General features: G+C 66.8%; 25 protein-coding genes. 13 read left to right on the forward strand and 12 right to left on the reverse strand.

The window, feature by feature from the left end; translation table 11 throughout:
- Positions 1–101: 101 nt before the first annotated feature.
- Complete coding sequence (locus tag AC3A6B_RS12685) at positions 102–1,382, forward strand: amidohydrolase family protein (protein WP_487837060.1); 1,281 nt, start codon at positions 102–104, stop codon at positions 1,380–1,382.
- Between the two features lie 2 nt (positions 1,383–1,384).
- Here AC3A6B_RS12685 and AC3A6B_RS12690 read toward each other — a convergent pair whose 3' ends face one another.
- From AC3A6B_RS12690 to icd, 6 genes are all read right to left on the reverse strand, one after another.
- Complete coding sequence (locus AC3A6B_RS12690) at positions 1,385–1,906, reverse strand: N-acetyltransferase family protein (protein ID WP_487837061.1); 522 nt, start codon at positions 1,904–1,906, stop codon at positions 1,385–1,387.
- Positions 1,907–1,910: 4 nt separating this feature from the next.
- Entirely contained in the window at positions 1,911–3,350 is a 1,440-nt protein-coding gene (gene sbcB, locus AC3A6B_RS12695) for an exodeoxyribonuclease I (RefSeq protein WP_487837062.1), read from the reverse strand.
- Between the two features lie 2 nt (positions 3,351–3,352).
- Positions 3,353–4,810: a cardiolipin synthase gene (gene cls / locus AC3A6B_RS12700; RefSeq protein WP_487837263.1), complete on the reverse strand. Its 1,458-nt coding sequence runs from the start codon at positions 4,808–4,810 to the stop codon at positions 3,353–3,355.
- Between the two features lie 78 nt (positions 4,811–4,888).
- Entirely contained in the window at positions 4,889–7,210 is a 2,322-nt protein-coding gene (clpA, locus tag AC3A6B_RS12705) for an ATP-dependent Clp protease ATP-binding subunit ClpA (RefSeq protein WP_214693401.1), read from the reverse strand.
- A 54-nt stretch (positions 7,211–7,264) separates the two neighbouring features.
- Complete coding sequence (gene clpS / locus AC3A6B_RS12710) at positions 7,265–7,624, reverse strand: ATP-dependent Clp protease adapter ClpS (protein WP_214681297.1); 360 nt, start codon at positions 7,622–7,624, stop codon at positions 7,265–7,267.
- Positions 7,625–7,833: 209 nt separating this feature from the next.
- Positions 7,834–9,093, reverse strand: a complete 1,260-nt coding sequence (icd, locus tag AC3A6B_RS12715; RefSeq protein ID WP_487837063.1) for an NADP-dependent isocitrate dehydrogenase — start codon at positions 9,091–9,093, stop codon at positions 7,834–7,836.
- Positions 9,094–9,286: 193 nt separating this feature from the next.
- On the opposite strand from icd, the gene AC3A6B_RS12720 reads away from it, so the two are divergent.
- Positions 9,287–9,604 carry a cell envelope biogenesis protein TolA gene (locus AC3A6B_RS12720; RefSeq protein WP_487837064.1) on the forward strand — a complete coding sequence of 106 codons (318 nt, stop codon included), beginning with the start codon at positions 9,287–9,289 and terminating at the stop codon, positions 9,602–9,604.
- Positions 9,605–9,751: 147 nt separating this feature from the next.
- The gene (locus AC3A6B_RS12725; protein WP_487837065.1) at positions 9,752–10,204 is read left to right on the forward strand and encodes a DUF192 domain-containing protein; all 453 of its coding nucleotides are present in this window, start codon (positions 9,752–9,754) and stop codon (positions 10,202–10,204) included.
- 60 nt (positions 10,205–10,264) lie between these two features.
- On the opposite strand, the gene AC3A6B_RS12730 is transcribed toward AC3A6B_RS12725, so the two are convergent.
- Positions 10,265–10,846: a superoxide dismutase gene (locus AC3A6B_RS12730; protein ID WP_487837066.1), complete on the reverse strand. Its 582-nt coding sequence runs from the start codon at positions 10,844–10,846 to the stop codon at positions 10,265–10,267.
- A gap of 47 nt (positions 10,847–10,893) precedes the next feature.
- The gene (gene xseA, locus AC3A6B_RS12735) at positions 10,894–12,207 is read right to left on the reverse strand and encodes an exodeoxyribonuclease VII large subunit (RefSeq protein ID WP_487837067.1); all 1,314 of its coding nucleotides are present in this window, start codon (positions 12,205–12,207) and stop codon (positions 10,894–10,896) included.
- A 314-nt stretch (positions 12,208–12,521) separates the two neighbouring features.
- Here xseA and AC3A6B_RS12740 point away from each other — a divergent pair, with 314 nt between their 5' ends.
- The 6 genes from AC3A6B_RS12740 (at position 12,522) to adk (ending at position 16,322) form a co-directional block, all read left to right on the forward strand.
- Positions 12,522–13,154 (forward strand): MotA/TolQ/ExbB proton channel family protein, encoded by a 633-nt coding sequence (locus AC3A6B_RS12740; RefSeq protein WP_487837068.1) that lies wholly within the window; start codon positions 12,522–12,524, stop codon positions 13,152–13,154.
- 55 nt (positions 13,155–13,209) lie between these two features.
- Positions 13,210–13,635, forward strand: a complete 426-nt coding sequence (locus tag AC3A6B_RS12745) for an ExbD/TolR family protein (RefSeq protein ID WP_487837264.1) — start codon at positions 13,210–13,212, stop codon at positions 13,633–13,635.
- Positions 13,635–14,612, forward strand: a complete 978-nt coding sequence (gene lpxK / locus AC3A6B_RS12750; RefSeq protein WP_487837069.1) for a tetraacyldisaccharide 4'-kinase — start codon at positions 13,635–13,637, stop codon at positions 14,610–14,612. Before AC3A6B_RS12745 ends, lpxK begins: the two co-directional genes overlap by 1 nt.
- A complete protein-coding gene (locus AC3A6B_RS12755) occupies positions 14,593–14,775 on the forward strand; it encodes a Trm112 family protein (protein ID WP_093107755.1) in 183 nt (60 codons plus the stop codon). Before lpxK ends, AC3A6B_RS12755 begins: the two co-directional genes overlap by 20 nt.
- Before the next feature lie 2 nt (positions 14,776–14,777).
- Complete coding sequence (gene kdsB / locus AC3A6B_RS12760) at positions 14,778–15,542, forward strand: 3-deoxy-manno-octulosonate cytidylyltransferase (RefSeq protein ID WP_487837070.1); 765 nt, start codon at positions 14,778–14,780, stop codon at positions 15,540–15,542.
- A 123-nt stretch (positions 15,543–15,665) separates the two neighbouring features.
- Positions 15,666–16,322, forward strand: a complete 657-nt coding sequence (gene adk, locus AC3A6B_RS12765) for an adenylate kinase (RefSeq protein WP_487837071.1) — start codon at positions 15,666–15,668, stop codon at positions 16,320–16,322.
- Here the strand turns inward: adk and AC3A6B_RS12770 are convergent, their stop codons facing one another.
- From AC3A6B_RS12770 to AC3A6B_RS12780, 3 genes are read right to left on the reverse strand one after another with little or no spacing between them, the layout of a single operon-like run.
- A complete protein-coding gene (locus AC3A6B_RS12770; RefSeq protein ID WP_214693379.1) occupies positions 16,323–16,796 on the reverse strand; it encodes a DUF6152 family protein in 474 nt (157 codons plus the stop codon). It lies immediately after the preceding gene.
- 22 nt (positions 16,797–16,818) lie between these two features.
- Positions 16,819–17,235 (reverse strand): hypothetical protein, encoded by a 417-nt coding sequence (locus AC3A6B_RS12775; protein ID WP_487837072.1) that lies wholly within the window; start codon positions 17,233–17,235, stop codon positions 16,819–16,821.
- A gap of 3 nt (positions 17,236–17,238) precedes the next feature.
- Positions 17,239–18,234, reverse strand: a complete 996-nt coding sequence (locus tag AC3A6B_RS12780; RefSeq protein ID WP_487837073.1) for an asparaginase — start codon at positions 18,232–18,234, stop codon at positions 17,239–17,241.
- A 74-nt stretch (positions 18,235–18,308) separates the two neighbouring features.
- On the opposite strand from AC3A6B_RS12780, the gene lexA reads away from it, so the two are divergent.
- From lexA to AC3A6B_RS12800, 4 genes are all read left to right on the forward strand, one after another.
- A complete protein-coding gene (lexA, locus tag AC3A6B_RS12785; RefSeq protein ID WP_093107767.1) occupies positions 18,309–18,983 on the forward strand; it encodes a transcriptional repressor LexA in 675 nt (224 codons plus the stop codon).
- A gap of 116 nt (positions 18,984–19,099) precedes the next feature.
- The gene (locus tag AC3A6B_RS12790) at positions 19,100–19,435 is read left to right on the forward strand and encodes a hypothetical protein (protein ID WP_487837074.1); all 336 of its coding nucleotides are present in this window, start codon (positions 19,100–19,102) and stop codon (positions 19,433–19,435) included.
- A gap of 92 nt (positions 19,436–19,527) precedes the next feature.
- Entirely contained in the window at positions 19,528–20,535 is a 1,008-nt protein-coding gene (locus AC3A6B_RS12795; protein ID WP_487837075.1) for a D-2-hydroxyacid dehydrogenase family protein, read from the forward strand.
- The gene (locus AC3A6B_RS12800; protein ID WP_487837076.1) at positions 20,532–21,707 is read left to right on the forward strand and encodes an MFS transporter; all 1,176 of its coding nucleotides are present in this window, start codon (positions 20,532–20,534) and stop codon (positions 21,705–21,707) included. The genes AC3A6B_RS12795 and AC3A6B_RS12800 overlap by 4 nt, the downstream gene beginning before the upstream one ends.
- On the opposite strand, the gene AC3A6B_RS12805 is transcribed toward AC3A6B_RS12800, so the two are convergent.
- Entirely contained in the window at positions 21,697–23,835 is a 2,139-nt protein-coding gene (locus tag AC3A6B_RS12805; RefSeq protein ID WP_487837077.1) for a hypothetical protein, read from the reverse strand. The two genes, AC3A6B_RS12800 and AC3A6B_RS12805, sit on opposite strands and share 11 nt — an antisense overlap.
- Between the last annotated feature and the right edge of the window lie 15 nt (positions 23,836–23,850).

Here is a 23,850-nt window from a genome sequence, read left to right on the forward strand (position 1 = left end):
TGCACGCCAACTACGACGGGGGCCATAGCCGGAAGACCTCTTCCGCGGACCCACATAATCCGAACAGCAGGCACGATTGCTGCAGGCCACGAGACCCGCCCATGCTGAATCTCCTCATTACCCACGCCACTCTCCCCGACGGTCGCACCGACATGTCGATCGCCGTGCAGGACGGCCGCATTGCCGAAGTGACGGCAGGTCTCGATGCACCGGCGCACGAAAAGCTCGACGCTCAGGGCCTGCTGGTCGCACCGCCTTTCGTCGACCCGCACTTCCACATGGACGCCACGCTGAGCTACGGCCTGCCGCGCGTCAACCAGAGCGGCACGCTGCTCGAAGGCATCGCGCTGTGGGGCGAGCTCAAGCCGATGCTGACGGCCGAGGCGCTGATCGAGCGCGCACTCGCCTACTGCGACTGGGCCGTCGCCAGGGGCCTGCTCGCGATCCGCAGCCATGTGGACACCAGCGACCCGAGCCTGCTCGCGGTCGATGCGCTGCTCGAAGTCAAGCGGCGCGTATCACCCTACCTGGACCTGCAGCTGGTCGCCTTCCCGCAGGACGGCGTGCTGCGCTCGCCGGGCGGTGTCGACAATCTCAAGCGTGCACTCGACATGGGCGTGGACGTGGTCGGCGGCATCCCGCACTTCGAACGCACCATGGCCGACGGCGCCGCGAGCGTGAAGCTTCTGTGCGAGCTGGCCGCCGAGCGCGGCCTGCCGGTGGACATGCACTGCGACGAATCGGACGACCCCCTCTCGCGCCACATCGAGACGCTGGCCTTCGAAACACAGCGCCTCGGGCTGCAGGGCCGGGTCACCGGCTCGCACTGCACCTCGATGCATTCGATGGACAACTACTACGTGAGCAAGCTGCTGCCGCTCATCGCCGAGGCCGGCGTCAGCGTGATCGCCAACCCGCTGATCAACATCACGCTGCAGGGCCGCCACGACAGCTACCCCAAGCGGCGCGGCATGACGCGCGTGCCCGAGCTGATGCGCCAAGGCGTGAACGTCGCCTTCGGCCACGACTGCGTGATGGACCCCTGGTACGGTATGGGCTCGGGCGACATGCTGGAGGTCGCGCACATGGGCCTGCACGTGGCGCAGATGACGAGCCAGCACGGCATTCGGCAATGCTTCGACGCGGTCACGGTCAATGCCGCGAAAGTGTTCGGGCTCGACGGCTACGGCCTCGAAGCGGGCTGCGATGCGAGCTTCGTGGTGCTGCAGGCGCGCGACCCGGTAGAGGCGATCCGGCTGCGCGCGACGCGGCTCAAGGTGTACCGCGAGGGCCGGCTATTGGCCGAGACGCCGGCTGCGACGGCGGCCCTGCACCTGGCGGACCGGCCGGCAGCCACCGCCTGGATGCATCCGAAGCACTGAGCTCAGGCGAGCGCGGCGACCGCGCGCCACATGTGGACCTTCGACCGGAAGGTTCCGCCCTGCGCAATGGCGAACGGTTCGATGCCGAAGGCGGCAAAGCCGCAACGTTCGTAGAGCGCCTGTGCGGCATGGTTGCCCTCGGTCACCGTCAGCTGGACCAGCTTGACGCCCTCGCGCGCCGCAGCCTCCGCCAGCAGGCCCAGCACCAGCTGGCGGCCGAAGCCGCCTTGCCGGGCGGCCGGCGCGACATACATGCCGAACAGGCTCGCCTTGTGCCGCGCCTTCTCGCGCGACTCGAACAGCAGGCCTGCCGCGCCTGCCAGAAGGCCCATCGCGTCGAAGGCGCCCAGCACGACCTGCGGTGCCTGCGGCGAGGCATCGAGCCGCGACCTCCACCACGACAGCGGCAAGGCCTCGCGTTCGGCCACGGTGGAGGTGAAGGCGTCGGGATGGCGTGCGTAGGCTTCGAGCATCAGCGCCCGGTAGGCTGCGGCGTCGTCGGGGGTCAGGCGGCGAAGGCTCACGGTTTCAGATCGAGGGCGCAATGGCCTCGGCGTACTCATACAGCGCGCCGAGAATTTCTTCACCGCGCCCGTCGGCCGTCTCCGCCAGCACGTCGATCTCGGCAAAGAGCTGGTCGACGTTGCGCACCCCGCCTTCGCCTTCGAGCAGCCGCGCGACGCGATGCGCCTCCCAGCGTTCGGCTTCCTCTTCGCTCAGCGTTTCGGGAAAGTTGCGGGCGCGGTAGCGGAACAACAGCTCTTCGAGCCGGGGATCGTCGAAGCCCGTGCGCGAATGCGCGAGCTCTGCCGGCGACAGGCTGCGCAGCTGGGTGAGCCGGCGGCGATCGCCATTGCCGACGAAGCCGCCATAGAGGTCTTCGTCGACGTCCGGCGCCGCCTCGCGCGGGCGTTCGTAGACCTGCGGCCAGATCGCGCTCATGTCGGGCAAGGCGGCCGCCAGCGCGGCGTTGCGCAGCGCCGCTTCGATATCGATGCTCCAGCGCGTGGCCATGGCCGGCGCCAAGGTCTTCAGGTTGCCGACCACCATCGGCGACTTGTTCAAGTGCACGCTCTTTACCGGCAGGCGCAGCACGCCTTCGGGAAGATCTGCGCTGCGCGTGAAGAGGCGCTGGCGCAGCGTCGCGACGTCGAGGTCGCGCAGCTCGCTCGGGTCGTGCGCCAGGTCCCAGGCGATCAGTTCGTTCTTGTTGGTCGGATGGCTTGCGAGCGGCCACATCACGGACAGGCAGCCGCGCTCGGCCGGGAACATGCCGGAGACGTGCAGGAAGGGCCGCGCCGTCTCGCGCGTGGCCGGCAGGCCCAGCTCGCTCGCGACCCGGTCTTTCCTGTGCAGCGCGAAGGCGAAGTCGAAGAGCTTGGGCTGCTTGTCGCGGATCAGCCGCGCCAGCGCGATGGTGGCACGCACGTCCGACAGCGCATCGTGGGCCGATTCGTGGAGCAGCCCGTTGGCGCGCGCCAGGTCTTCGAGCCTGAAGCTCTGCGTGCCGTCATCCTTCTTCGGCCACTCGATGCCGTCGGGCCGCAAGGCATAGGTGAGCCGCACGACGTCGAGCAGGTCCCAGCGGCCGCAATCGTTCTGCCATTCGCGCGCATAGGGATCGATGAGGTTGCGCCAGAACAGGAAGCGCGTCACCTCGTCGTCGAAGCGGATGGTGTTGTAGCCGACGCCGATGGTGCCGGGCTGCGAGAACGCTCGCTCGATCTGCGCGGCGAACTCGTGCTCGGGGATCCCGCGTTCGAGGCAGACCTGCGGCGTGATGCCGGTGATCAGGCAGGCCTCCGGGCTCGGCAGATAGTCCGGCGCGGGCTTGCAGTAGATCATCATGGGCTCGCCGATCTCGTTGAGCGCAGCGTCGGTGCGGATGGCGGCGAACTGCGATGGCCGGTCGCGGCGCGGCACGGCACCGAAGGTTTCGTAGTCGTGCCAGAGGAAGGTTTGGGACATCGTCAGAGCAAGGGTGAGAAAAGGCGTGCCGTCGCATCGCCGAGCTGGGGAAGGAAGCTGCGCTTCCGGTTGGCGCGCACGGCCGCGGCGCTGTGAAGGTCGGTTTCGAACTGGGCGGCGAGCGGCTTGGCGAGCGCCGGACCATAGATGACGGCGCAAACCTCGAAGTTGAGCCGGAAGCTGCGGTTGTCGAAATTAGCGGTGCCGATCATCGCGCAGTTGTCGTCCACCACCAGCGTCTTGGAGTGCAGCATGCGCGCCTTGTACTCCCAGATCTTGACGCCAGCCGCGATGAGCTCGTCGTAGTAGGAGCGCGCCGCCGCGCTCACGATCAGCGAATCGCTGCGCCTCGGCACCAGGAGGCGCACATCGACGCCGCGCAGCGCCGCGCTGGTGAGCGCCATCAGGGCCGGCTCGCCGGGCACGAAGTACGGCGTGGTCAGCCAGGCGCGCTGCGCGGCCGAGTGGATGGCCGCGACATGCATCCGATGGATGGCTTCGAGGCCGCTGTCGGGACCGCTGGTGACGATCTGCACCGGAATGTCGCCCGCGCCCTCCTCGGCCGGAAGCCGCGGCAGCAGCCTGTCGATGGCTTCGTCCATGCGGCGCGGGTCTTCGCCGGTGGCGTAGGCCCAGTCTTCGAGAAAGGTGGTCTGCAGCCAGCGCACCGCGCTGCCTTCGATGCGCAGGTGGACGTCGTGGTACGCGTCGGGCCGCACCCGCCGGTCTTCCTCGTCTGTGATGTTGACGCCGCCGGTGAAGCCGATGCGCCCGTCGCACACCACGATCTTGCGGTGGGTGCGGTAGTTGGTCACCGGCCGCAAGCGGCGGCCGATGCGGGTGTCGTGGAACAGCGCCACCTGGATGCCGGCAGCATGCATCGGCGCCATGAAGCTGCGGCCGATGCGCTTGGAGCCGAGCGCATCGAGCAGCAGGCGCACGGTGATGCCCGCCCGCGCGCGTTCGACCAGCAGGTCGCGCAGCGCGGTGCCGATGGTGTCGGGCTCGAAGATGTAGTACTCGAGGTGGATGTGGTCGCGCGCGCTGCCGATCGCTTCGAAGATGGCGTCGAAGGTGCTGGCGCCGCCGGACAACAAGCTGGTCGCCGTCGCGCTCGACACCGGCAGGCCGCAGGCGGCCGTGCCGAGCGCGGCCATCTGACGCAGGGCCGGTGGCGCACGTTCCGCGGCCTCGCGCAGCGTGGCGACGTCGGCCGGCGCCTGGGCGATCGCGCGGCTGCGCAGCCGCTTGAGGCGCTGCTTCTTCAAGCGCTGCGGCCCGAGGAAGTAGTAGATGACGAAGCCGGCGAAGGGCAGCAGCGCCAGCGAGAGGATCCAGCTCATCGTCGACACCGGCGCGCGCTTCTGCATCACGATCCAGACGGACAACACGGCGATGTAGCCGCTCCATGCCAGGGAGAGGCCGGTCTTCCATTCGTGGCTGAGCTCGGGGAGGATCAAGGGCAAAGGAGGTCGATGAATGAAAAAGGCCGGTAGCGCAATGCTACCGGCCCTGTAAACGGACTCCGGAAGAGCGGATCAGCCCGTTGCAGCCTCTTCCGCTTCGGGTTTCGCGCGCCCTTCTTTCTTCGCGATCGGCTGGATGTCGAGCTGGACCTCTTCCTTGTCGTCGAGATCCACCGTCAGGCGGCCACCCTCCTGCAGGCGGCCGAACAGCAGCTCGTCGGCCAGGGCGCGGCGGATCGTGTCCTGGATCAGGCGCTGCATCGGGCGTGCGCCCATCAGCGGATCGAAGCCCTTCTTCGCCAAGTGCTTGCGCAGCGCGTCGGTGAAGGTGACGTCGACCTTCTTCTCCGCCAACTGGGTTTCGAGCTGCAGCAGGAACTTGTCGACCACGCGCAGGATGATCTGCTCGTCGAGGGCCTTGAAGCTCACGGTCGCGTCCAGGCGGTTGCGGAACTCCGGCGTGAACAGGCGCTTGATATCGGCCATCTCGTCGCCCGCCTGGCGCGGGTTGGTGAAGCCGATGGTCGCCTTGTTCATGGTCTCCGCGCCCGCATTCGTTGTCATGACGATGATGACGTTGCGGAAGTCGGCCTTGCGTCCGTTGTTGTCCGTCAGCGTGCCATGGTCCATGACCTGCAGCAGCACGTTGAAGATGTCCGGATGCGCTTTCTCGATTTCGTCGAGCAGCAGCACCGCGTGCGGCTTCTTCGTGATGGCCTCGGTCAGGAGGCCGCCCTGGTCGAAACCGACGTAGCCCGGAGGCGCACCGATCAGCCGGCTCACCGCATGGCGCTCCATGTACTCCGACATGTCGAAACGGATCAGCTCGATGCCCATGATGTAGGCGAGCTGCTTGGCCGCCTCGGTCTTGCCGACGCCGGTGGGGCCGCTGAACAGGAATGAGCCGATCGGCTTGTCTTCGCGGCCCAGACCCGAACGCGCCATCTTGACGGCCGAGGCCAGCACTTCGAGGGCCTTGTCCTGGCCGAACACGACGCTCTTCAGGTCGCGCTCGATGGTCTGCAGCTTGCCGCGGTCGTCGTTCGAGACGTTGGCCGGGGGGATGCGCGCGATCTTGGCGACGATTTCCTCGACCTCAGCCTTGCTGATGGTCTTCTTGCGCTTGTTCGCGGGCAGGATGCGCTGGGCGGCGCCGGCCTCATCGATGACGTCGATTGCCTTGTCGGGCAGGTGACGGTCGTTGATGTACTTGGCGCTCAGCTCGGCCGCAGCCTGCAGCGCAGCCACGCCGTACTTCACGCCGTGGTGCTCTTCGAAGCGCGACTTCAGGCCCTTCAGGATGTCGACGGTTTCCTGCACCGTCGGCTCGACCACGTCGACCTTCTGGAAACGGCGCGACAGGGCCGCATCCTTCTCGAAGATGCCGCGGTACTCGGTGAAGGTGGTCGCGCCGATGCACTTGAGCTGGCCGCTGGACAGCGCCGGCTTCAGCAGGTTCGAGGCATCGAGCGTGCCGCCCGAGGCCGCCCCGGCGCCGATCAGCGTGTGGATCTCGTCGATGAAGAGGATCGCGTTCGGCTTGTCCTTGAGCGACTTGAGCACGCCCTTCAGACGCTGTTCGAAGTCGCCGCGGTACTTGGTGCCGGCCAGGAGCGCGCCCATGTCGAGCGAGTAGACATGGGACTCGGCCAGGATCTCGGGCACGTCGTTCTGCGTGATGCGCCAGGCCAGGCCCTCGGCGATCGCCGTCTTGCCGACGCCGGCCTCGCCCACCAGCAGCGGGTTGTTCTTGCGCCGGCGGCACAGGATCTGGATCACGCGCTCGACCTCGTACTCGCGGCCGATCAGCGGATCGATCTTGCCTTCCTTGGCCAGCTGGTTGAGGTTCTGCGTGAACTGCTCGAGCGGGGACGATTTCTCGTTCTTCTCGCCGCCGCCCTCCTCGCCTTCGCCGGAGGACGATTCGCTGCTGCCCTTGGCGGCTTCCGGCGGATCGCTCTTCTTGATGCCGTGGGCGATGAAGTTCACCACGTCGAGCCGCGTCACGCCCTGCTGATGGAGGTAGTAGACCGCGTGCGAATCCTTTTCGCCGAAGATCGCGACCAGCACGTTGGCGCCGGTGACTTCCTTCTTGCCGTTGCCGGTGGACTGCACATGCATGATGGCGCGCTGGATCACGCGCTGGAAACCGAGCGTGGGCTGGGTATCCACATCGTCGGTACCCGCCACCTGAGGCGTGTTGTCCTTGATGAAATTGGTGAGCGACGCCCTGAGGTCGTCGACGTTGGCCGAGCAGGCGCGCAGAACCTCTGCGGCACTCGGGTTGTCCAGCAAAGCGAGCAGCAGGTGCTCCACCGTGATGAACTCATGGCGCTGCTGCCTGGCTTCGACAAAAGCCATGTGCAAGCTGACTTCCAGTTCCTGGGCAATCATGTGATTTCCTTTTGCCTTGCTGTAAATAATTTCTCAGATGGGTTGGAGCGCGATTTATTCAACCGGTTCACTGACGCACTGCAACGGATGCCCGGCCTGGTGGGCCGCCTCCATCACCTGATTGACCTTGGTAGCTGCCATGTCGCGGGAATACACCCCGCAGATGCCGCGACCGTCGAGATGAATCTTGAGCATGATCTGGGTGGCGGTTTCCCGGTCCTTGTTGAAGAACTCCTGGATCACGACGATCACGAACTCCATTGGCGTGTAGTCGTCGTTGAGCATCACCACCTGATACATCTGCGGCGGCGCGGTTTTTTGCGGCCGCCGCTCGATCACGACCGCATCGCCGTCGTCCCGCCCCGGCTTCACGGCCGGCGGCGTAGGTGGAATCGAGGGGATTTTGGTAGCCATGAAAATCATTTTATAGAGCCGCCGCCGGTTGTACTTGCGCAAGGGACACAACTGGTGGCGGCTTTGTGACATTCAAGACGGATGCCTGGCGAACTGCCGGCATCGGCGCATGCAAGCTGCGTGCCGCCGGCTCCACGAAAAAGCCCCGGCGCCTTGCGGTGCCGGGGCTTTACCGATGAGGCGTCAGCCGACGCTTCGGACACCGGGATTTACATGTTGTCGATCATCACCTGACCGAAGCCCGAGCAACTGACTTGCGTGGCGCCATCCATCAGGCGGGCGAAGTCGTAGGTCACCTTCTTGCTGGCGATCGATTTTTCCATCGAGCGGATGATCAGGTCGGCCGCCTCGGTCCAGCCCATGTGGCGCAGCATCATCTCGGCCGACAGGATTTCGGAACCGGGGTTCACATAGTCCTTGCCGGCGTACTTGGGCGCCGTGCCGTGGGTGGCCTCGAACATGGCGACGGTGTCGCTCATGTTGGCGCCCGGGGCGATGCCGATGCCGCCGACTTGCGCCGCCAATGCGTCGGACACGTAGTCGCCGTTCAGGTTCAGCGTGGCGATCACGCTGTATTCGGCCGGGCGCAGCAGGATTTGCTGCAGGAAGGCGTCGGCGATCGAGTCCTTGACGGTGATTTCCTTGCCGGTCTTGGGATTCTTGAACTTCATCCAGGGGCCGCCGTCGATCAGCTCGGCGCCAAATTCCTTGGCGGCCAGGCCATAAGCCCAGTCGCGGAAGCCGCCTTCGGTGAACTTCATGATGTTGCCCTTGTGCACGATCGTCACGCTGGGCTTGTCGTTGTCGATCGCATACTGGATCGCCTTGCGCACCAGGCGCTCGGTGCCTTCGCGCGACACCGGCTTGATGCCGATACCCGAGGTATTCGGGAAACGGATCTTCTTGACGCCGAACTCGTCCTGCAGGATCTTGATGAGCTTCTTGGCCTTCTCGCTTTCGGCTTCGAACTCGATGCCGGCATAGATGTCTTCCGAGTTCTCGCGGAAGATCACCATGTTGGTCTTGTGCGGCTCCTTGACCGGGCTGGGCACGCCTTCGAAGTACTGGATGGGGCGCAGGCAGACATACAGGTCGAGTTCCTGGCGCAGCGCGACGTTGAGCGAGCGGATGCCGCCGCCGACCGGCGTGGTCAGCGGCCCCTTGATCGAGACCACGTAGTCGCGCACCGCATGCAGGGTTTCTTCGGGCAGCCAGACGTCGGGGCCGTAGACCTTCGTCGACTTCTCGCCGGCGTAGACCTCCATCCACTGGATCTTTTTCTTGCCGCCGTAGGTCTTGGCCACTGCGGCGTCGACCACCTTGATCATCACGGGCGTGATGTCGAGACCGGTACCGTCGCCCTCGATGAAGGGAATGATCGGCTGATCAGGCACATTGAGCGAGTTGTCGGCATTGACCGTGATCTTCTGGCCTTCGGCCGGGACTTTGATGTGCTGATAGCTGGACATGAGGCAAGGGCTCCGGGGATGAATTGGAGGCTGGAAGACACTAGGTTTCCAGCCGGCTGAATAGCCGTAGAATTTTAGACGCAACCGGAGGAGTCCGAAGGTTCTGTCAACCGAGTCCATGGGGGTCTCGTTGTTGGCTGACCTTCTGCTGGCCGGGAGGCATTTTCAATCCATCTCCACAGAGGAACCCGTAATGAGCAAAGTTCTCGCAGTCATGATCGCCGGCCTGTTCGCCGTTGGCGCATATGCCCAGACGAAGCCCGCCGAAGTCGACCCCACAGGCAAGGGCAAGGCGGCCGAGCGCGCCGAAGCCAAGAAGGACGCGAGGCCTGCCGGCCAAGTCAAGGCTCCTGGTGGCGACCAGGGCAAGGTGGCAGAGGGCAGCGGCGGCGTGACCGAGACCGGCGCCGACAAGGCCGCCCAGGCACGCCGTGACTCGCGCGACGCGCGCCGCCCCGCCAAGGGCGGCGGCAAGAAGCCGGTTCCCGCGCAAGGCACCACGCCCCAGTAAGCTGGTTGGCGCCACAAAAAAAGAAAGCGTTCTTCGGAACGCTTTTTTTCGTCTGCACTCAAGAAGATGTAAGCTTCCAGGCAAATGGACATGCCCGCAATCAGCGGGCATTTTTGTTTGCACTCCACCGTTTAAGAAAGTCGACTCATGTTCCAGCGTTTTGTGGCCCTGCTTGCGCTGTCAGCTTCATTGATGCCCCTTGCACACGGTCAGGAAGCTCAAACCAATCTCCAGCGCGTGAAGCTGTCTGCGGGCATGTACCAGATCGATGCGCAGGTCGCACAGACCCCAGAACAGCGGCAGATCGGCCTGATGTTCCGCAAGGAAATGCCGCAAACCGAGGGCATGATCTTCGTCTTCGAGCAGCCCGCGACCCAATGCTTCTGGATGAAGAACACCCTGCTGCCGCTGACTGCAGCCTTCGTGGCCGACGACGGCCGCATCGTCAACCTGGCCGACATGAAGCCGCTGACCGAGGAGTCGCATTGCTCCGAAGAGCCGGTGCGCTTCGTGCTCGAGATGAACCAGGGCTGGTTCGCCAAGAAGAACATCAAGAAGGGGGCGAAGCTCGGCGGCGAACTGTTTGCGGCCAGGCGCTGAACTATCGCCCGCTCATCAAAAAAGCCGACCCGCGGGTCGGCTTTTTTGCAAGGCCACGGCTCAGCCGAAGTTCTTGCCCGCGAAGTCCCAGTTCACCAGCTTGGCCAGGAAAGTCTCCACGTACTTGGGCCGCAGATTGCGGTAGTCGATGTAGTAGGCGTGCTCCCAGACGTCCACAGTCAGCAGCGCCGTGTCGCCCGTGGTCAGCGGCGTGCCCGCTGCACCCATGTTCACGATGTCCACCGAGCCGTCGGCCTTCTTCACCAGCCAGGTCCAGCCCGAGCCGAAGTTCCCCACCGCCGACTTCACGAAGGCCTCCTTGAAGGCCGCATAGCTGCCCCACTTGGCATCGATGGCCTTCGCCAGCGCGCCCGTGGGCTCGCCGCCGCCCGAAGGCTTCATGCAGTTCCAGAAGAAGGTGTGGTTCCAGATCTGGGCGGCGTTGTTGTAGATCCCGCCGCTGGACTTCTTGACAATCTCTTCGAGCGTCATGCTCTCGAACTCGGTGCCCTTTTGCAGGTTGTTCAGGTTCACCACGTAGGCGTTGTGATGCTTGCCGTAGTGGTATTCCATCGTTTCCTTCGAATACTCGGGCGCCAGTGCGTCCAGCGCGTACGGCAGGGGTGGGAGGACGTGTTCCATGTCTTTTCTCGCGGGTTGGTTGTGGGACGAAGCATTCTAAAAAGGAATCACGAGGCTCGCGTCGGACGCTTTCCCGTCGTACCCGTTTGATTGACCGTCATGTCGATCGTACCGTCCGCCAGGCGCGCGCGCACCGCATCGCCGGGTGTCAGGCCGCGCACGCTGGTGACAGCCTGTCCCTGTTCATTCGTGAGCCATGCGTAGCCGCGCTGCAGGACCAGCGCCGGATCGAGCAGTTGCAGGCGCAGCGCAGCCCGTTCGAGCCGCTCCTTGCGCTGCACCAGGGCACGCGTGAACTTGAGCGGCAACTCGGCCTGCAACGCCTGCTGCGTTTGCGCGAACCGCTGCGTCCTCGAGAGCACGGCGTATTGCAATCGTTGCGCATGGTGCGCCAGACGCAGTTGCTGGCGCGTCACCAGCGCCGATGGGCGCCCCAGCCTGCCTGCCGCCACATCGAGGCGCTGGCTCAGGGCATCGAGGCGCGTGGAAATCGCATCGCGCAGCCGCTCTTCGAGCAGATCGATCGCACCGAGCCACACATCGCGCGGCGCAGCGACCAGTTCGGCCGCGGCGGTCGGCGTCGGTGCGCGCAGATCGGCGCAGAAGTCGGCGATGGTGAAGTCGGTTTCGTGGCCGACGCCGCTGATCACCGGCACCGGACTCTGCACGATGGTGCGCGCCAGCGACTCGTCGTTGAAGGCCCAAAGGTCCTCGATCGAGCCGCCGCCGCGCACCAGCAGGATCACGTCGACCGCCGGCTGCTGCGCGTAGAGCGACTGCAGCGAGCGCACCAGCTCTGCCGGCGCACCGGCACCCTGCACCGCTGCCGGCGCCAGCACCACGGGAATGTGCGGCACGCGGCGGCGCAGTGCAGTGACAACGTCATGCAACGCTGCCGCGCCGAGCGAGGTCACGACGCCGATCGCGCGTGGCATGACCGGAAGCGGTCGCTTGCGGGCGGCATCGAAAAGGCCCTCGGCCTCCAGTTGGGCCTTGCGCTGCAGGAACTGCTCGAACAGCGCGCCCTGCCCGGCTCGACGCAAGCTCTCGACCACCAGTTGCAGATCGCCGCGCGGCTCGTACACCGCCAATCGGCCGCGCACCTCGACCTGGTCGCCATCGCGCGGTGAGAAATCAAGCAGCCCTGCTGCGCGCCGGAACATGGCGCACCGCAACTGGCCCGACTCGTCTTTCAGCGCAAAGTAGCAATGGCCGCTGGCCGCACGCGAAAACCCGGAAATCTCGCCGCGCACCGCGACCGGATTGAAGCGCGCATCGAGCACATCGGCCACGGCGCGACACAGCGCGCCCACGGCCCAGACCCGCGGTCCCGCCGGCGGAATTGCTTCACGCTCGTTCATGTCGAGGCGGTGTTACAGGTGGGCAGTCGTCCACAAGCGGGGCTGCTGCCTTCCAGCCGAATGAGGCATCCGCGCGACACCCACGACTTCACGTGCAAACCATTGATTTGATTGAAAAAAGTGCTGCTCAAAATTCAGTCGATCCGGCGAAAGGCCCGCCGCATGTGGTCCCAGATGAGTTGCTCCGCGGGTTAGCCACAAAGTTATCCACAGAAACTGTGGGTCGGAACCTACAGCGAATACAAATCGGAACAATGCCTTGCGCCGGTGGATAATCGCCGCGCATTTGCAGTCCACGGGGCCGGAGGAAATACTTGTTTTCGATCATAGTTGCTGCGGGCTGGCCGATCTGGCCGCTGCTCGCTTGTTCGGTGATTGCGCTCGCGCTCGTCATCGAGAGATTCACCAGCCTGAAGACATCCAAGGTTCTGCCGCCCAAGTTGCTCGACGAGGCCATCACGGTCTCGCGCACCGCGGTCCCGGGCCCGGACGTCGTGACCAAGCTGGAAAGAAACTCGGGGCTGGGCGAGGTGCTGGCCGCCGGCTTCCGCACTTTGAACTCCAACCCCCTCTCGACCGAAGACGACCTGCGCGCGTCGATGGAATCGGCCGGACGCGTGGTCGCGCACCGGCTCGAGCGCTACCTGCCGGCGCTCGCGACCATCGCGTCGGCGGCCCCGCTGCTCGGGCTGCTGGGCACGGTGATCGGCATGATCGAGATCTTCGGTTCGCAGTCGCCCAGCAGCGGCGCCGTCGGCACCGGCAACCCGGCACAGCTGGCGCACGGCATCTCCGTGGCGCTCTACAACACGGCCTTCGGGCTGATCGTGGCGATCCCGGCCCTGATCTTCTGGCGCTATTTCCGCAGCCGGGTCGACGAGTACCTGCTGAACCTGGAACTCGCCGGCGAACGCTTTGCCCGCCACTTGAATACGCTGCGGTCATGAACGCCCCCACGCTTGCCACTTCGGGTCGGCCCTGCGGAGGCTGGATATGAGACGCATGCATTTCAGCCACGGCTCGAAGGAAGAGCCCGAGATCAACCTGATCCCGTTCATCGACGTGCTGCTGGTCGTGCTGATTTTCCTGATGCTCTCGACCACCTACAGCAAGTTCACCGAGATGCAACTGCGCCTTCCGGTGGCCGACGTGGAGGCCCAGCGCGACTACCCGAAGGAAGTGATCGTCGCCGTGTCGGCCGACGGACGCTATTCGATCAACAAGACCCAGCTGCCCGACCGCAGCGTGGAGACTGTGGCCGCAGCGCTGGGCGCCGCGGCGAACGGCGGCAAGGACAGCGTCGTGATCATCAGCGCCGATGCCAGCGCCGCACATCAGTCCGTGATCACGGTGATGGAAGGCGCGCGGCGCGCGGGCCTCATGCAGATCACCTTCGCCACGCAGTCGGCCGCGCAGGCGGGACGCTAGTGCTGCAGAGGGCCTGGCTGCAACGCGGGACGCTCGCGCGGCTGCTGTGGCCTCTCTCGCTGCTCTATGGCGCTTTGGCCGCAATCCGGCGCGCACTCTATCGCCGAAGCATCCTCCAAACCGAGCGCGTCGGCGTGCCGGTGATCGTGGTCGGCAACGTCATCGCCGGCGGTTCCGGCAAGACGCCGGTCGTGATGGCGGTCGTGCGGCGCCTCCAGGCCCGCGGATGGAAGGTCGGCGTGGTATCGCGCGGATACGGGCGAGCGACCGACGACTGCCGCGCGGTGCAGGACGACAGCGATCCGCGCGAGGTCGGCGACGAACCGACGCTGATTCGCCGCTCGACCGCGGTGCCGGTCTTCGTGGCGCGGCGGCGTGCCGAAGCGGCGCGCGCCTTGCTGGCTCTTCACTCGGACACGCAGCTCATCGTGAGCGACGACGGCCTGCAGCACCTTGCGCTGGCGCGCGACATCGAGATCTGCGTCTTCGACGACCGTGGCACGGGCAACGGCTGGCTGCTGCCCGCCGGCCCGCTGCGCGAGCACTGGCCGCGCCGCTGCGACCTGGTGATTCACACCGGCACGCGACCCGCCTTCGCCGGCTTCACGGCACGGCGTGCGCTGGCCGACCATGCGCTGCGCCTCGACGGCACGCCGGTTCCGCTCGCCTCCCTGGCCGGCCGGGCGCTGGTCGCGGTTGCCGCGATCGCGAAGCCCGAGGCTTTCTTCCAGATGCTGCGCGAACGCGCCCTGGTGCCGCAGCAGTGCATCGCCTTGCCGGATCACCACGATTTCAGCGACTGGACCCCGCCGCCCGGAAGCGGCTACACGCTGATCTGCACCGAGAAAGACGCGGTCAAGCTGTGGCGCCGCGTCCCCGACGCGCTGGCGCTGCCGCTGGTGTTCGAACCCGAGCCCGCATTCTTTTCAGCGCTCGACGCAAAGCTATCATCGCTCGATGGACACCAAGCTGCTTGAACTGCTCGTCTGCCCCGTGACCAAGGGGCCGCTCACGTGGAATGCCGAGAAGCAGGAGCTCGCCTCGCGCAGCGCCCGCCTCGCCTACCCGGTGCGCGACGGCATCCCGGTGCTGCTCGAAACCGAGGCGCGTACCCTTTCGGACGAAGAACTGGGACTTTGACCTTGCGTTTCGCCGTCCTGATCCCGGCTCGGCTCGCGTCCACACGATTGCCCGACAAGCCGCTGGCCGACATTGCCGGCCTGCCGATGGTGGTGCGCGTCGCGCAGCGCGCGCTGCTGTCGAGCGCCGAGCGCGTGGTGGTGGCCGCCGACGATGCGCGCATCGTCGCCGCCTGCGAGGCGCACGGCGTCCAGGCCCTGCTCACGCGCACCGACCACGCGAGCGGCAGCGATCGTCTCGCCGAGGCCTGTGCGCAGCTCGGCCTCGCCGACGACGCGATCGTCGTCAACGTCCAGGGCGACGAGCCGCTGATCGACCCGGCGCTGATCGACGCCGTGGCCCACACGCTGGCCTCGCATCCCGACGCCTCGATGAGCACGGCCGCCCATGCGATCGAATCCATCGACGACTACCTCAATCCGAACGTCGTGAAGGCGGTGCTCGACGCGCAAGGCAATGCGCTGTACTTCAGCCGCGCACCGATTCCCTGGTGGCGCGACGGCTTCGCGAAAGGCGGGGCCATCGTGTTGCCGGACTCGCCCGCAGCGCTGCGCCACATCGGCATCTACGGCTACCGCGCCGGCTTCGTGCGGCAGTTTCCGGGCCTGCCGCCGGCGCCGGTCGAAGCCACGGAGGCCCTGGAACAGCTGCGCGCGCTGTGGCACGGGCACCGCATCGCCGTGCACGTGAGCGCCCATGCACCCGGCCCGGGCATCGACACCCCGGAAGATCTGGAGCGGGTCCGGGCACTGCTCTCCGGCGCCTGATTTCGTCCCTGCGCAGGCCGAATCGGCCGTGGAGCGCGTGCTATCCTCGACGCAACTCCGCCCTGCGATCTCACTCGTGAAACGCGTGGCGCGACAGAAATCGAAGAACCGTCCGAGGACACCATGAGACTGATTTTGTTGGGCGCCCCCGGGGCAGGCAAAGGCACGCAAGCGGCCTTCATTTGCCGGAAATACGGCATTCCTCAAATCTCGACCGGCGACATGCTGCGCGCCGCCGTCAAGGCCGGTACACCGCTCGGGCTCCAGGCCAAGGCCGTGATGGATGCCGGCGCCCTGGTGAGCGACGACCTGATCATCGACCTCGTCAGGGAACGCATCGCGTTGCCGGACTGCGCCCAGGGCTTTCTGTTCGATGGCTTCCCGCGCACCATTCCGCAGGCCGAGGCCATGCGCTCGGCGGGCGTGAAGATCGACTACGTACTCGAGATCGACGTGCCTTTCGCCGACATCATCGAGCGCATGAGCGGGCGCCGCTCGCACCCGGCATCGGGACGCATCTACCACGTCAAGTTCAATCCGCCGAAGATCGAAGCCAAGGACGACCTCACCGGCGAAGACCTGATCCAGCGCGAGGACGACAAGGAAGAAACCGTGCGCAAGCGGCTCGAGGTCTACAGCCAGCAGACCCGGCCGCTGGTCGACTACTACTCGGCCTGGGCCAAGGCGGATCCGGCTGCGGCGCCGAAGTACCGCGCCATCAGCGGCGTCGGCACGGTCGACGAGATCACGCAGCGCGCGCTGGCCGCCCTCGGCAGTTGATCAGGCCGGGCTGGAACGCAGCCCGTAGACCTTGCCGTCGGCGAACAGGTATTCGACGCGCATCACCGGCTCGCCCTTTTCTTCCTTGAAGGTGAAGCCCACCGCCGAGATGGTGGCGCCGGGCTTGATCTCCGCAACTTTCCAGGCCTCCATGCGTGTCAGCGGCGCCAGCTCGAGCGTCCACTGGCGATCGGCGCGGCGCGGGGCGCTCGCCTTGGCAAGAAGCCCTGGGCCGTCGACCGGCGCGCTCTGCGCGGGCGGCTGTCGCGTCGCGAGATCGGCCGGCACCTTGAGACTCGGCGGAACCTCGATCACCAATTCGGCATGCGGGTTCTGCCAACGCGCGCGCACGACCTTTCCTTCGAGGTAGAGCGGACGGTCCTGGTCGAAGCTGCTCCAGCCGTGATGCGCCCAGGCGAACGGAGCCGCAACGGGAAGGGATGCGGCGGCGATGACGATGCTGCGACGTTTCATCGAAAAAAACTCCTTCTTCTCTTCAGTATGCGATCCAGCGGCCGCAGAACACGACGGCCAGCCAGATCGCAGTGGACAACAACATCTGTACCCGCGCCAGCGCGTCGAGTTTGCGCAAGGACCCTCGCGCGTGAAACCACCCGGCGTTGCATCCGGCCGCCAGCAGCAATCCCATCTTGATCAGGAAGGCCCGGTTGGCGAGCAGTTCGCCCGGCTGGGTCGCGAACATCAGCGAGCCGCTGGCGGCTGCGAGCGTGAAGCCGCTGAGCGCGATCGACAGCGACAGCCTGGCCATCGGCTGAACCGGCAAGGCGGCCCCGCGCCCGAACACCCGCAGCTCGAGCGCGACGAGATTGCCGAGCAGCAACGCGATACCGACGATGTGCACCGCCTCCAGCGCCGGATAGGCCCATGAGTGCGACTGCAGGGCGCTGAACATGCCTCAGGCCGCGGCTGGTTGATCGGCCATCAGCTCCAGCACCAGCGCGACGCGCGCCTTGACCGGCGTCAGTGCGCCCGCGGCGCGCAAGAGTGCGTTCGGCGCCGGCAGGATGCAGCCTTGTGCGCACCGCGTGGCACGCACGACTGCCATGCCGGCGGCCTGCGCCCGCAGCGCGGCTTCTTCCAGCGCAAGGTGCAAGGTGCCGTTGCCGGTGGCTGCGAGCACCAGGCCCTCTACCGGCTCGGAGGCGCCGGACTGCCGCTCGCGGACCAGTGCATCGATCAGGCTGCCGCGCGCCTCCGCATGGCTCACCACGATCTCCACACGCGGCCAACGGGCGCCCTGGGTCATTCTTTCAAACAGGTCGCGCGCATGCTGCTGCGGCGACACCGGCCAGCTTCGGAGACTGCGCAGCGCGCCCTCCTCCACATAGGCCACGGGTCCTGCATCCCCGGAGTCGAAGGCATCGAGCCGGTAGGTGTGGCCCTTCTGAACGTCGAAGGCGCTGTGCACCGTCCCCGCGCAGACGGCCACGACGCCCCGCGCGCCGGAGCTGGACGCCACCGCGATCGCGTCGCGCACGTTCTGCGGCCCGTCGGGCGACAGCGCGGTCGCGGGCCGCATCGCGCAGGTCAGGACCACCGGCTTCGACGGCGCCAGCACCGACTGCAGGAAGAAGGCCGTTTCCTCCAGCGTGTCGGTGCCATGGGTAATGACGAGGCCCGCCACGTCGGGCTCGGCCAGCCAATGGGCGCAGCGCTCGGCCAGCGTGCGCCAGATCGCGAAGCTCATGTCCTTGCTGTCGACCTGCGCCACCTGCTCGGCCGCGAGCGCAATGCCGTCGGGCGCTTCGATGCCGCCCAGCAACTCCGTCACGCCCACCTGGCCGGCGGTGTAGCCGATGTTGTCGCCGGCGGCCGCGGCCCGGCCGGCGATGGTGCCGCCGGTGCCCAGAACGATCACGCGGCGCTTGCCTTCTCGAGGTGTTTCGACCATGGCTTGCCAAACTTCCGGAAACTGGTTAAAAATACAGGTACTGGATATTCAGCCAGTGCCGCAAGGAGTCATCAATGCAGTTCGCCGTCAAGCTTACCGCCCGCCAGCAACAGATTCTGGACCTGATCCAGAGCGCCATCGCGCGCACCGGCGCCCCGCCCACGCGGGCCGAGATCGCCGCCGAGCTGGGCTTCAAGTCGGCCAACGCGGCCGAAGAGCATTTGCAGGCCCTCGCACGCAAAGGCGTGATCGAACTCGTGAGCGGCACCTCGCGCGGCATCCGCCTCAAGGGCGACGCGCTGCGCTCGCTGAACGAATCGCGCAACAACCAGTTCTCCCTGTCGCTGCCCGGCATGGCCCAGCTCGCTCTGCCGCTGATCGGCCGCGTGGCTGCGGGCTCGCCCATCCTCGCGCAGGAGCATGTCGATCAGACCTACTACGTCGAGAACACCCTGTTCCAGCGCCAGCCCGACTACCTTCTCAAGGTGCGCGGCATGTCCATGCGCGACGCCGGCATCATGGATGGCGACCTGCTGGCGGTGCAAGCCACCAAGGAAGCCCGCAACGGCCAGATCGTGGTGGCCCGGCTGGGCGACGAAGTCACGGTCAAGCGCCTCAAGCGCAACAAGCAGGTCATCGAGCTGCACGCCGAAAACCCCGACTACCCCACCATCGTCGTTCAGCCCGGCGAGCCTTTCGAGATCGAAGGCCTGGCCGTGGGCCTGATCCGAAACACGATGCTCATGTAAGGGGTCCAGACCCCGGCCGCGACAGGTGGCGGGCGTATGGCCGAGGGCCATCACCCTGTAGCAGCCGACGAAAGCAATCCTGCCTGTGTTCAACCTCTGACTTTTCTGGAGTTCACATGGGAATCGCTCTTCTCAGTCTTGCTGATCTGTTCATGCCGCTGCAGTCTCTGGCCGATCGCTGGATGCCTTCGCGCCGCCGGCGCTCGTCCGGCCTTCACTATGTCGGGATCCGGCCCAGCTGCGGCTCGCGCGCCGGCGCTGCAGCCTTGGCCCACGTGTCTGCACCGGCGCGTCCCCTGCGCGTGGTGCGCACGGTCGACGCGCAGCAATCCGGCCGGAACGCGGGCCGCGTCGTGATCTCGGGTCGCATGGCGGATGTCTGCGCCGAACTCGACCGACTGGCCGCCCTGGAGGCGGCGGGCACGATATCGAACGCCGGCCGTCTGCATTGAAGTAGTTCCGGGCGAGCTTGTCCCCGGACGCCATGCGTCTGCGGGAGACGGACTACGGAGCCCGCGGATGGTGCGAGGCACAATGGCATGCCATGAACATTGTGATCCTCGACGACTACCAGGACGCGGTGCGCAAGCTGCGCTGCGCTTCCAAGCTCGACGCGTACGCGGCCAAGGTCTACACCAACACGGTCAAAGGCATCGGGCAGCTCTCGGTGCGGCTCAAGGATGCCGACGTGATCGTGCTGATCCGCGAACGCACACAGATCTCTCGCCAGCTGATCGAGAAGCTCCCCAAGCTCAAGCTCATTTCGCAGACCGGCCGGGTCGGCAGCCACATCGACGTGCATGCCTGCACCGAGCAAGGCATCGCGGTGGCCGAAGGCACGGGCTCGCCGCTGGCGCCGGCCGAGCTCACCTGGGCGTTGATCATGACGGCGATGCGCCGCCTGCCGCAGTACATCAGCAACCTCAAGCATGGCGCCTGGCAGCAGTCGGGGCTCAAGTCGGCGTCGATGCCTCCCAATTTCGGGCTTGGCTCGGTGCTCAAGGGCAAGACGCTTTGCATCTGGGGCTACGGGCGCATCGGCCAGCTGGTCGCACGCTACGGGCAGGCCTTCGGCATGCAAGTCGTGATCTGGGGCCGCGAAGAGAGCTGCGCCAGGGCAAGGTCGGACGGCTTCCAGGTGGCGCCGAACCGTGAAACGTTTTTCAGCGTGGCCGACGTGCTGTCGATCCATCTGCGGCTGGCCGAGGAAACACGCGGCCTGGTCACCCTCGAGGATCTCTCGCGCATGAAGCCCACCGCACTGTTCGTCAACACCTCGCGCGCCGAGCTGGTCGAACAGGACGCGCTGCTTGCGGCCCTCAATCGCGGACGGCCCGGGCTGGCAGCCGTCGACGTGTTCGAGAGCGAGCCGCCGCTGCAAGGCCATGCGCTGCTGCGCCTGGAGAACTGCATCTGCACTCCGCACATCGGCTATGTCGAGCAGGACAGCTACGAGATGTACTTCGGCCAGGCCTTCGACAACGTCGTCAGCTTCATCAAGGGCAACCCGACCAACATCGTGAATCCGGGCGCCCTGCAGGTCCGCCGTTGAAGCAGCCTGCGCTCCCGGCGGCGTTGTGGGCCCTGCTGGCGGGCAACTTCGTGATCGGGACGGGCGTGATGGTGGTGCCCGGCACGCTCAACGAACTCAGCACTTCGCTGCAGGTCAGCGCAGCCACCGCCGGCCAGCTGATCACCGCAGCGGCCGTCGTGATGTGCCTCGGCGCACCTTTGCTGGCAGCCGTGGTCGCGGGTTGGGACCGCCGGGTGCTGCTGGCCTGCACCATGCTGTGGTATGCGGCGGGGCATCTTCTCGCGACGTTGATGCCGAACTTCGGCGGGCTGCTGGTGGTGCGCATGCTGACGGTCGTCGCCCCCGCGATCTTCACACCGCAGGCGGCGGCCTGCGTGGGACTGCTGGTGCCGCTCGAGCAGCGCGGCCGCGCCGTCACCTTCGTTTTTCTGGGATGGTCCATGGCCTCGGTGCTGGGCCTTCCGCTCGGCACGCTGATCGGCGGCCATTTCGGCTGGCGCACCGCGTTCGCGGCGATCGCGCTCCTGTCGCTCCTCAGCGCTGCCTGGATCTGGCGCAAGCTGCCACCGGGCATCCGGCCGGCCGCGCTGTCACGCGCGGCCTGGGCCCAGGTGCTCAAGAGTCCGCTGCTGATGGGCGTCGTCTCCGTCACCGCGCTTCAGGGCGCGGGCCAGTTCGTCCTGTTCAGCTATTTCGCACCCATCCTCAAGCAAACGCTGGGTGCGGACGCCACGGCACTGGGCCTGGTGTGGGGCTGGTTCGGCGTCTGCGGCCTGCTCGGCAACATGCTGGTGAGCCGGTACATCGACCGCATGGGCGCCTCGCAGATGGTGCTGCTCACGACATCGCTGATCGCGCTGAGCCTTCTTCTGTGGCCCCTGGGCGTGACGCTCGCAGGGCTGGCGCTGATCATCGTGCCCTGGGGCTTCGGCTGCTTCGCCACCAACTCGGCCCAGCAGGCGCGCTTGGTTGCGATGGCGCCCGCGCTCGCGCCGGGCTCGGTGGCGCTCAACAGTTCCGGCATCTACGTGGGGCAAGCGGTGGGTGCCGCGGCCGGAGGCTGGCTGCTGGCCCATGAAGCGATCGCCTGGATGAGCTGGGCAGGCCTGGCGATGGTGCTCTGCGCGCTGGCGCTCAGCTTGGCGGTCGACCGGGCGCAACGCCGCGCCCCGGCGGCGTTCAACGCTTGAGCGGCCTGGTCGGCTTGGGAGCGATCTCCGCCTCGGTGGCCGGATCGAAGAGCTCGAAATCGATCACGTGAGGGTCGCTGGATGGCGCCGGTGGCGGCTTCGGCGTCTCGATCGGCGCTCGCATGGTTTCGAAGGCCGTCTTGTCGAATTCGGCGAGGTCCAGGTCGATGTCGGGCTTGGCGCGCGGCACCGTTGCGGCGCCTGCGGAACGCGCCGGCGGCGGCGCATCCGGCGCCAGCACGGTCTCATGGTTCAGATGGTCGTCGATGGCGCCGTAGATCGAGGGGGGCAGCGTCGGGGCGTACTCGACGGCCTCGGGCGCACTCTCGCGAACGAGCGGCGCAGGCGTCGTGGCCAGCTGGTCGTGGCCGAAGGTGTCGACGAAGGAGTGCGGCGTCACGGGCGCCGGCGGTGCGCTGTTCGGATCGATCACTTCCTTGGCCACGGAATAGAGCAGCAGCAGTTCCTGGTACGCCGCCAGGTCGAAGGCCTCGTCCTCGTGCGCGCCGGGCTTGCGGAATATCAGTTCCTCGATCAGCGCCAGGGTGCCCGGCGCCGGCCACTGCGATTCGATGCGCGCGAGCGTGCTGCGATAGTGTTCGAGACCCTTGCCCGTCTCATTGAAATTCTCGAACGCCGGCACGTCGGCATTGAAGGCCCGTTCGAATTCCTCCGCCAGGCGCGCATAGTCTTCCTTGCGCCCCAGCGAATGAAAAATCCGCAGCAGGTCCAGGTAGGCCAAGGCACTGGTGCCGGGACTTGTCGCGATGTGTTCGCGCAGCACCGCGATCGCCTGATCGTGCTGGCCGAGCGAGAGGAAGAAGTCCGATTGCTGCTGCACGTCGAACAGCTCTTCGGTGTTGACCGGCCGCACCGGCGCGCCATCGGGCGTGCGTGCCGGCTGGGGTTCGGGTTCGCCAAAGCCGCTGTCGTCGTCGGGCTCCACGGCCGCAAAGGTGGCCGCGCCGAAGCTGGTGGAATTCGCGCTGCGCCGCCGCGGCGGTACGGAGTCGACGTCCGGTTCCTCCTCGAGCAGTGCGCGCAAGGAGCTCGGCCGCGTGGGGCCGCCCTCGCCCCTCGACGGCGTCTCGCCCCACCAGGCCGGCGCTGCGGCTCGGCGCGCCATGCGCCACAGCAGCACGATCGCCACAAGCGCGATCAGCAACAGGGCGACCAGCGCGTAGACCAGTGGATTGCGGTAGCGGCTGTCGCGCGCCTGCGCGAGCTCGCTGCGCATCTCGAGCAAGGTGCGCTGGTTCTGCGCCGTCTGCTCGCGCAGCGCGGCCAGCGTGGCTTCCAGGGCTTGCATGCGCTGGGCCTCGCGCTGCGCCGTTTCGGGCTCGGTGTTGAGCGCGCGCCACTCGGCGGCGGCTGCCGCGCGGCGCGCGAGGTCTTCGCTGCCCGGCAGCGTCAGTTGCGGGCTCGTCTTGAGGCCAGGCTGCGCGGCGGGAACCGGCTCCAGCGTTTCGAGTTGGAGCCGGGATCCGCCGGCGGCGGCCTCGCGCTTCGGTTCTGCGGCCGCAGCCGCCGAAGCGGTGCGCGGTGCAGCCGTGCGCGGTGCGGCGGGCGGTTGTGCGGCGGCAGTCCGGCGCGGCGCGGTGGCAGGGGCAGCGCCGGAACGCGGCGACTGCGCGTCAGCGTCGCGCGTGCGTGCGGCAGGCGCCGCTGCGGCGCTGCGCGGCGCCGCAGCCGGGCCTTCGAGGCCCGACGATGCGCCCCCTGCAGCAGCACGCGGCGGTGTCCGCGCAGGCGCTCGCGCCTGGGCCTCGGACGCTGCCCTCGCACCCGAAGGCGGCGCAACGGCGGGCAGCACGGGTTCGGACGGAACGTCGGCCAGCAGCACATAGCTGCGCGTCGACTTCGTATCGCAGCCGGCACGCACGCTCACATTGACCACGGGTTCGTCCACGGCGACGGTGGAACGGATGTGCATGCGCGGGCTGCTGGCGTTCGGCCCCGGCTCCAGCGATACAGTCAGGCTCCGATCGGCAATGCGGGTGTCCCCCTGCACCACCTCGGCCTCGAGGCACAACCCGCCGCTGTCTCCGGCAGCATCCAGCGAAAGCGGAATCACCACATCCAGCGGCTTGCCGATCCAGACAGCCCCTTGGGGCCGCCCGATCGTCAAGGCAGGCGAGTCAAG

It is taken from the genome of Variovorax sp. Soil_C_33, from assembly GCF_057656935.1.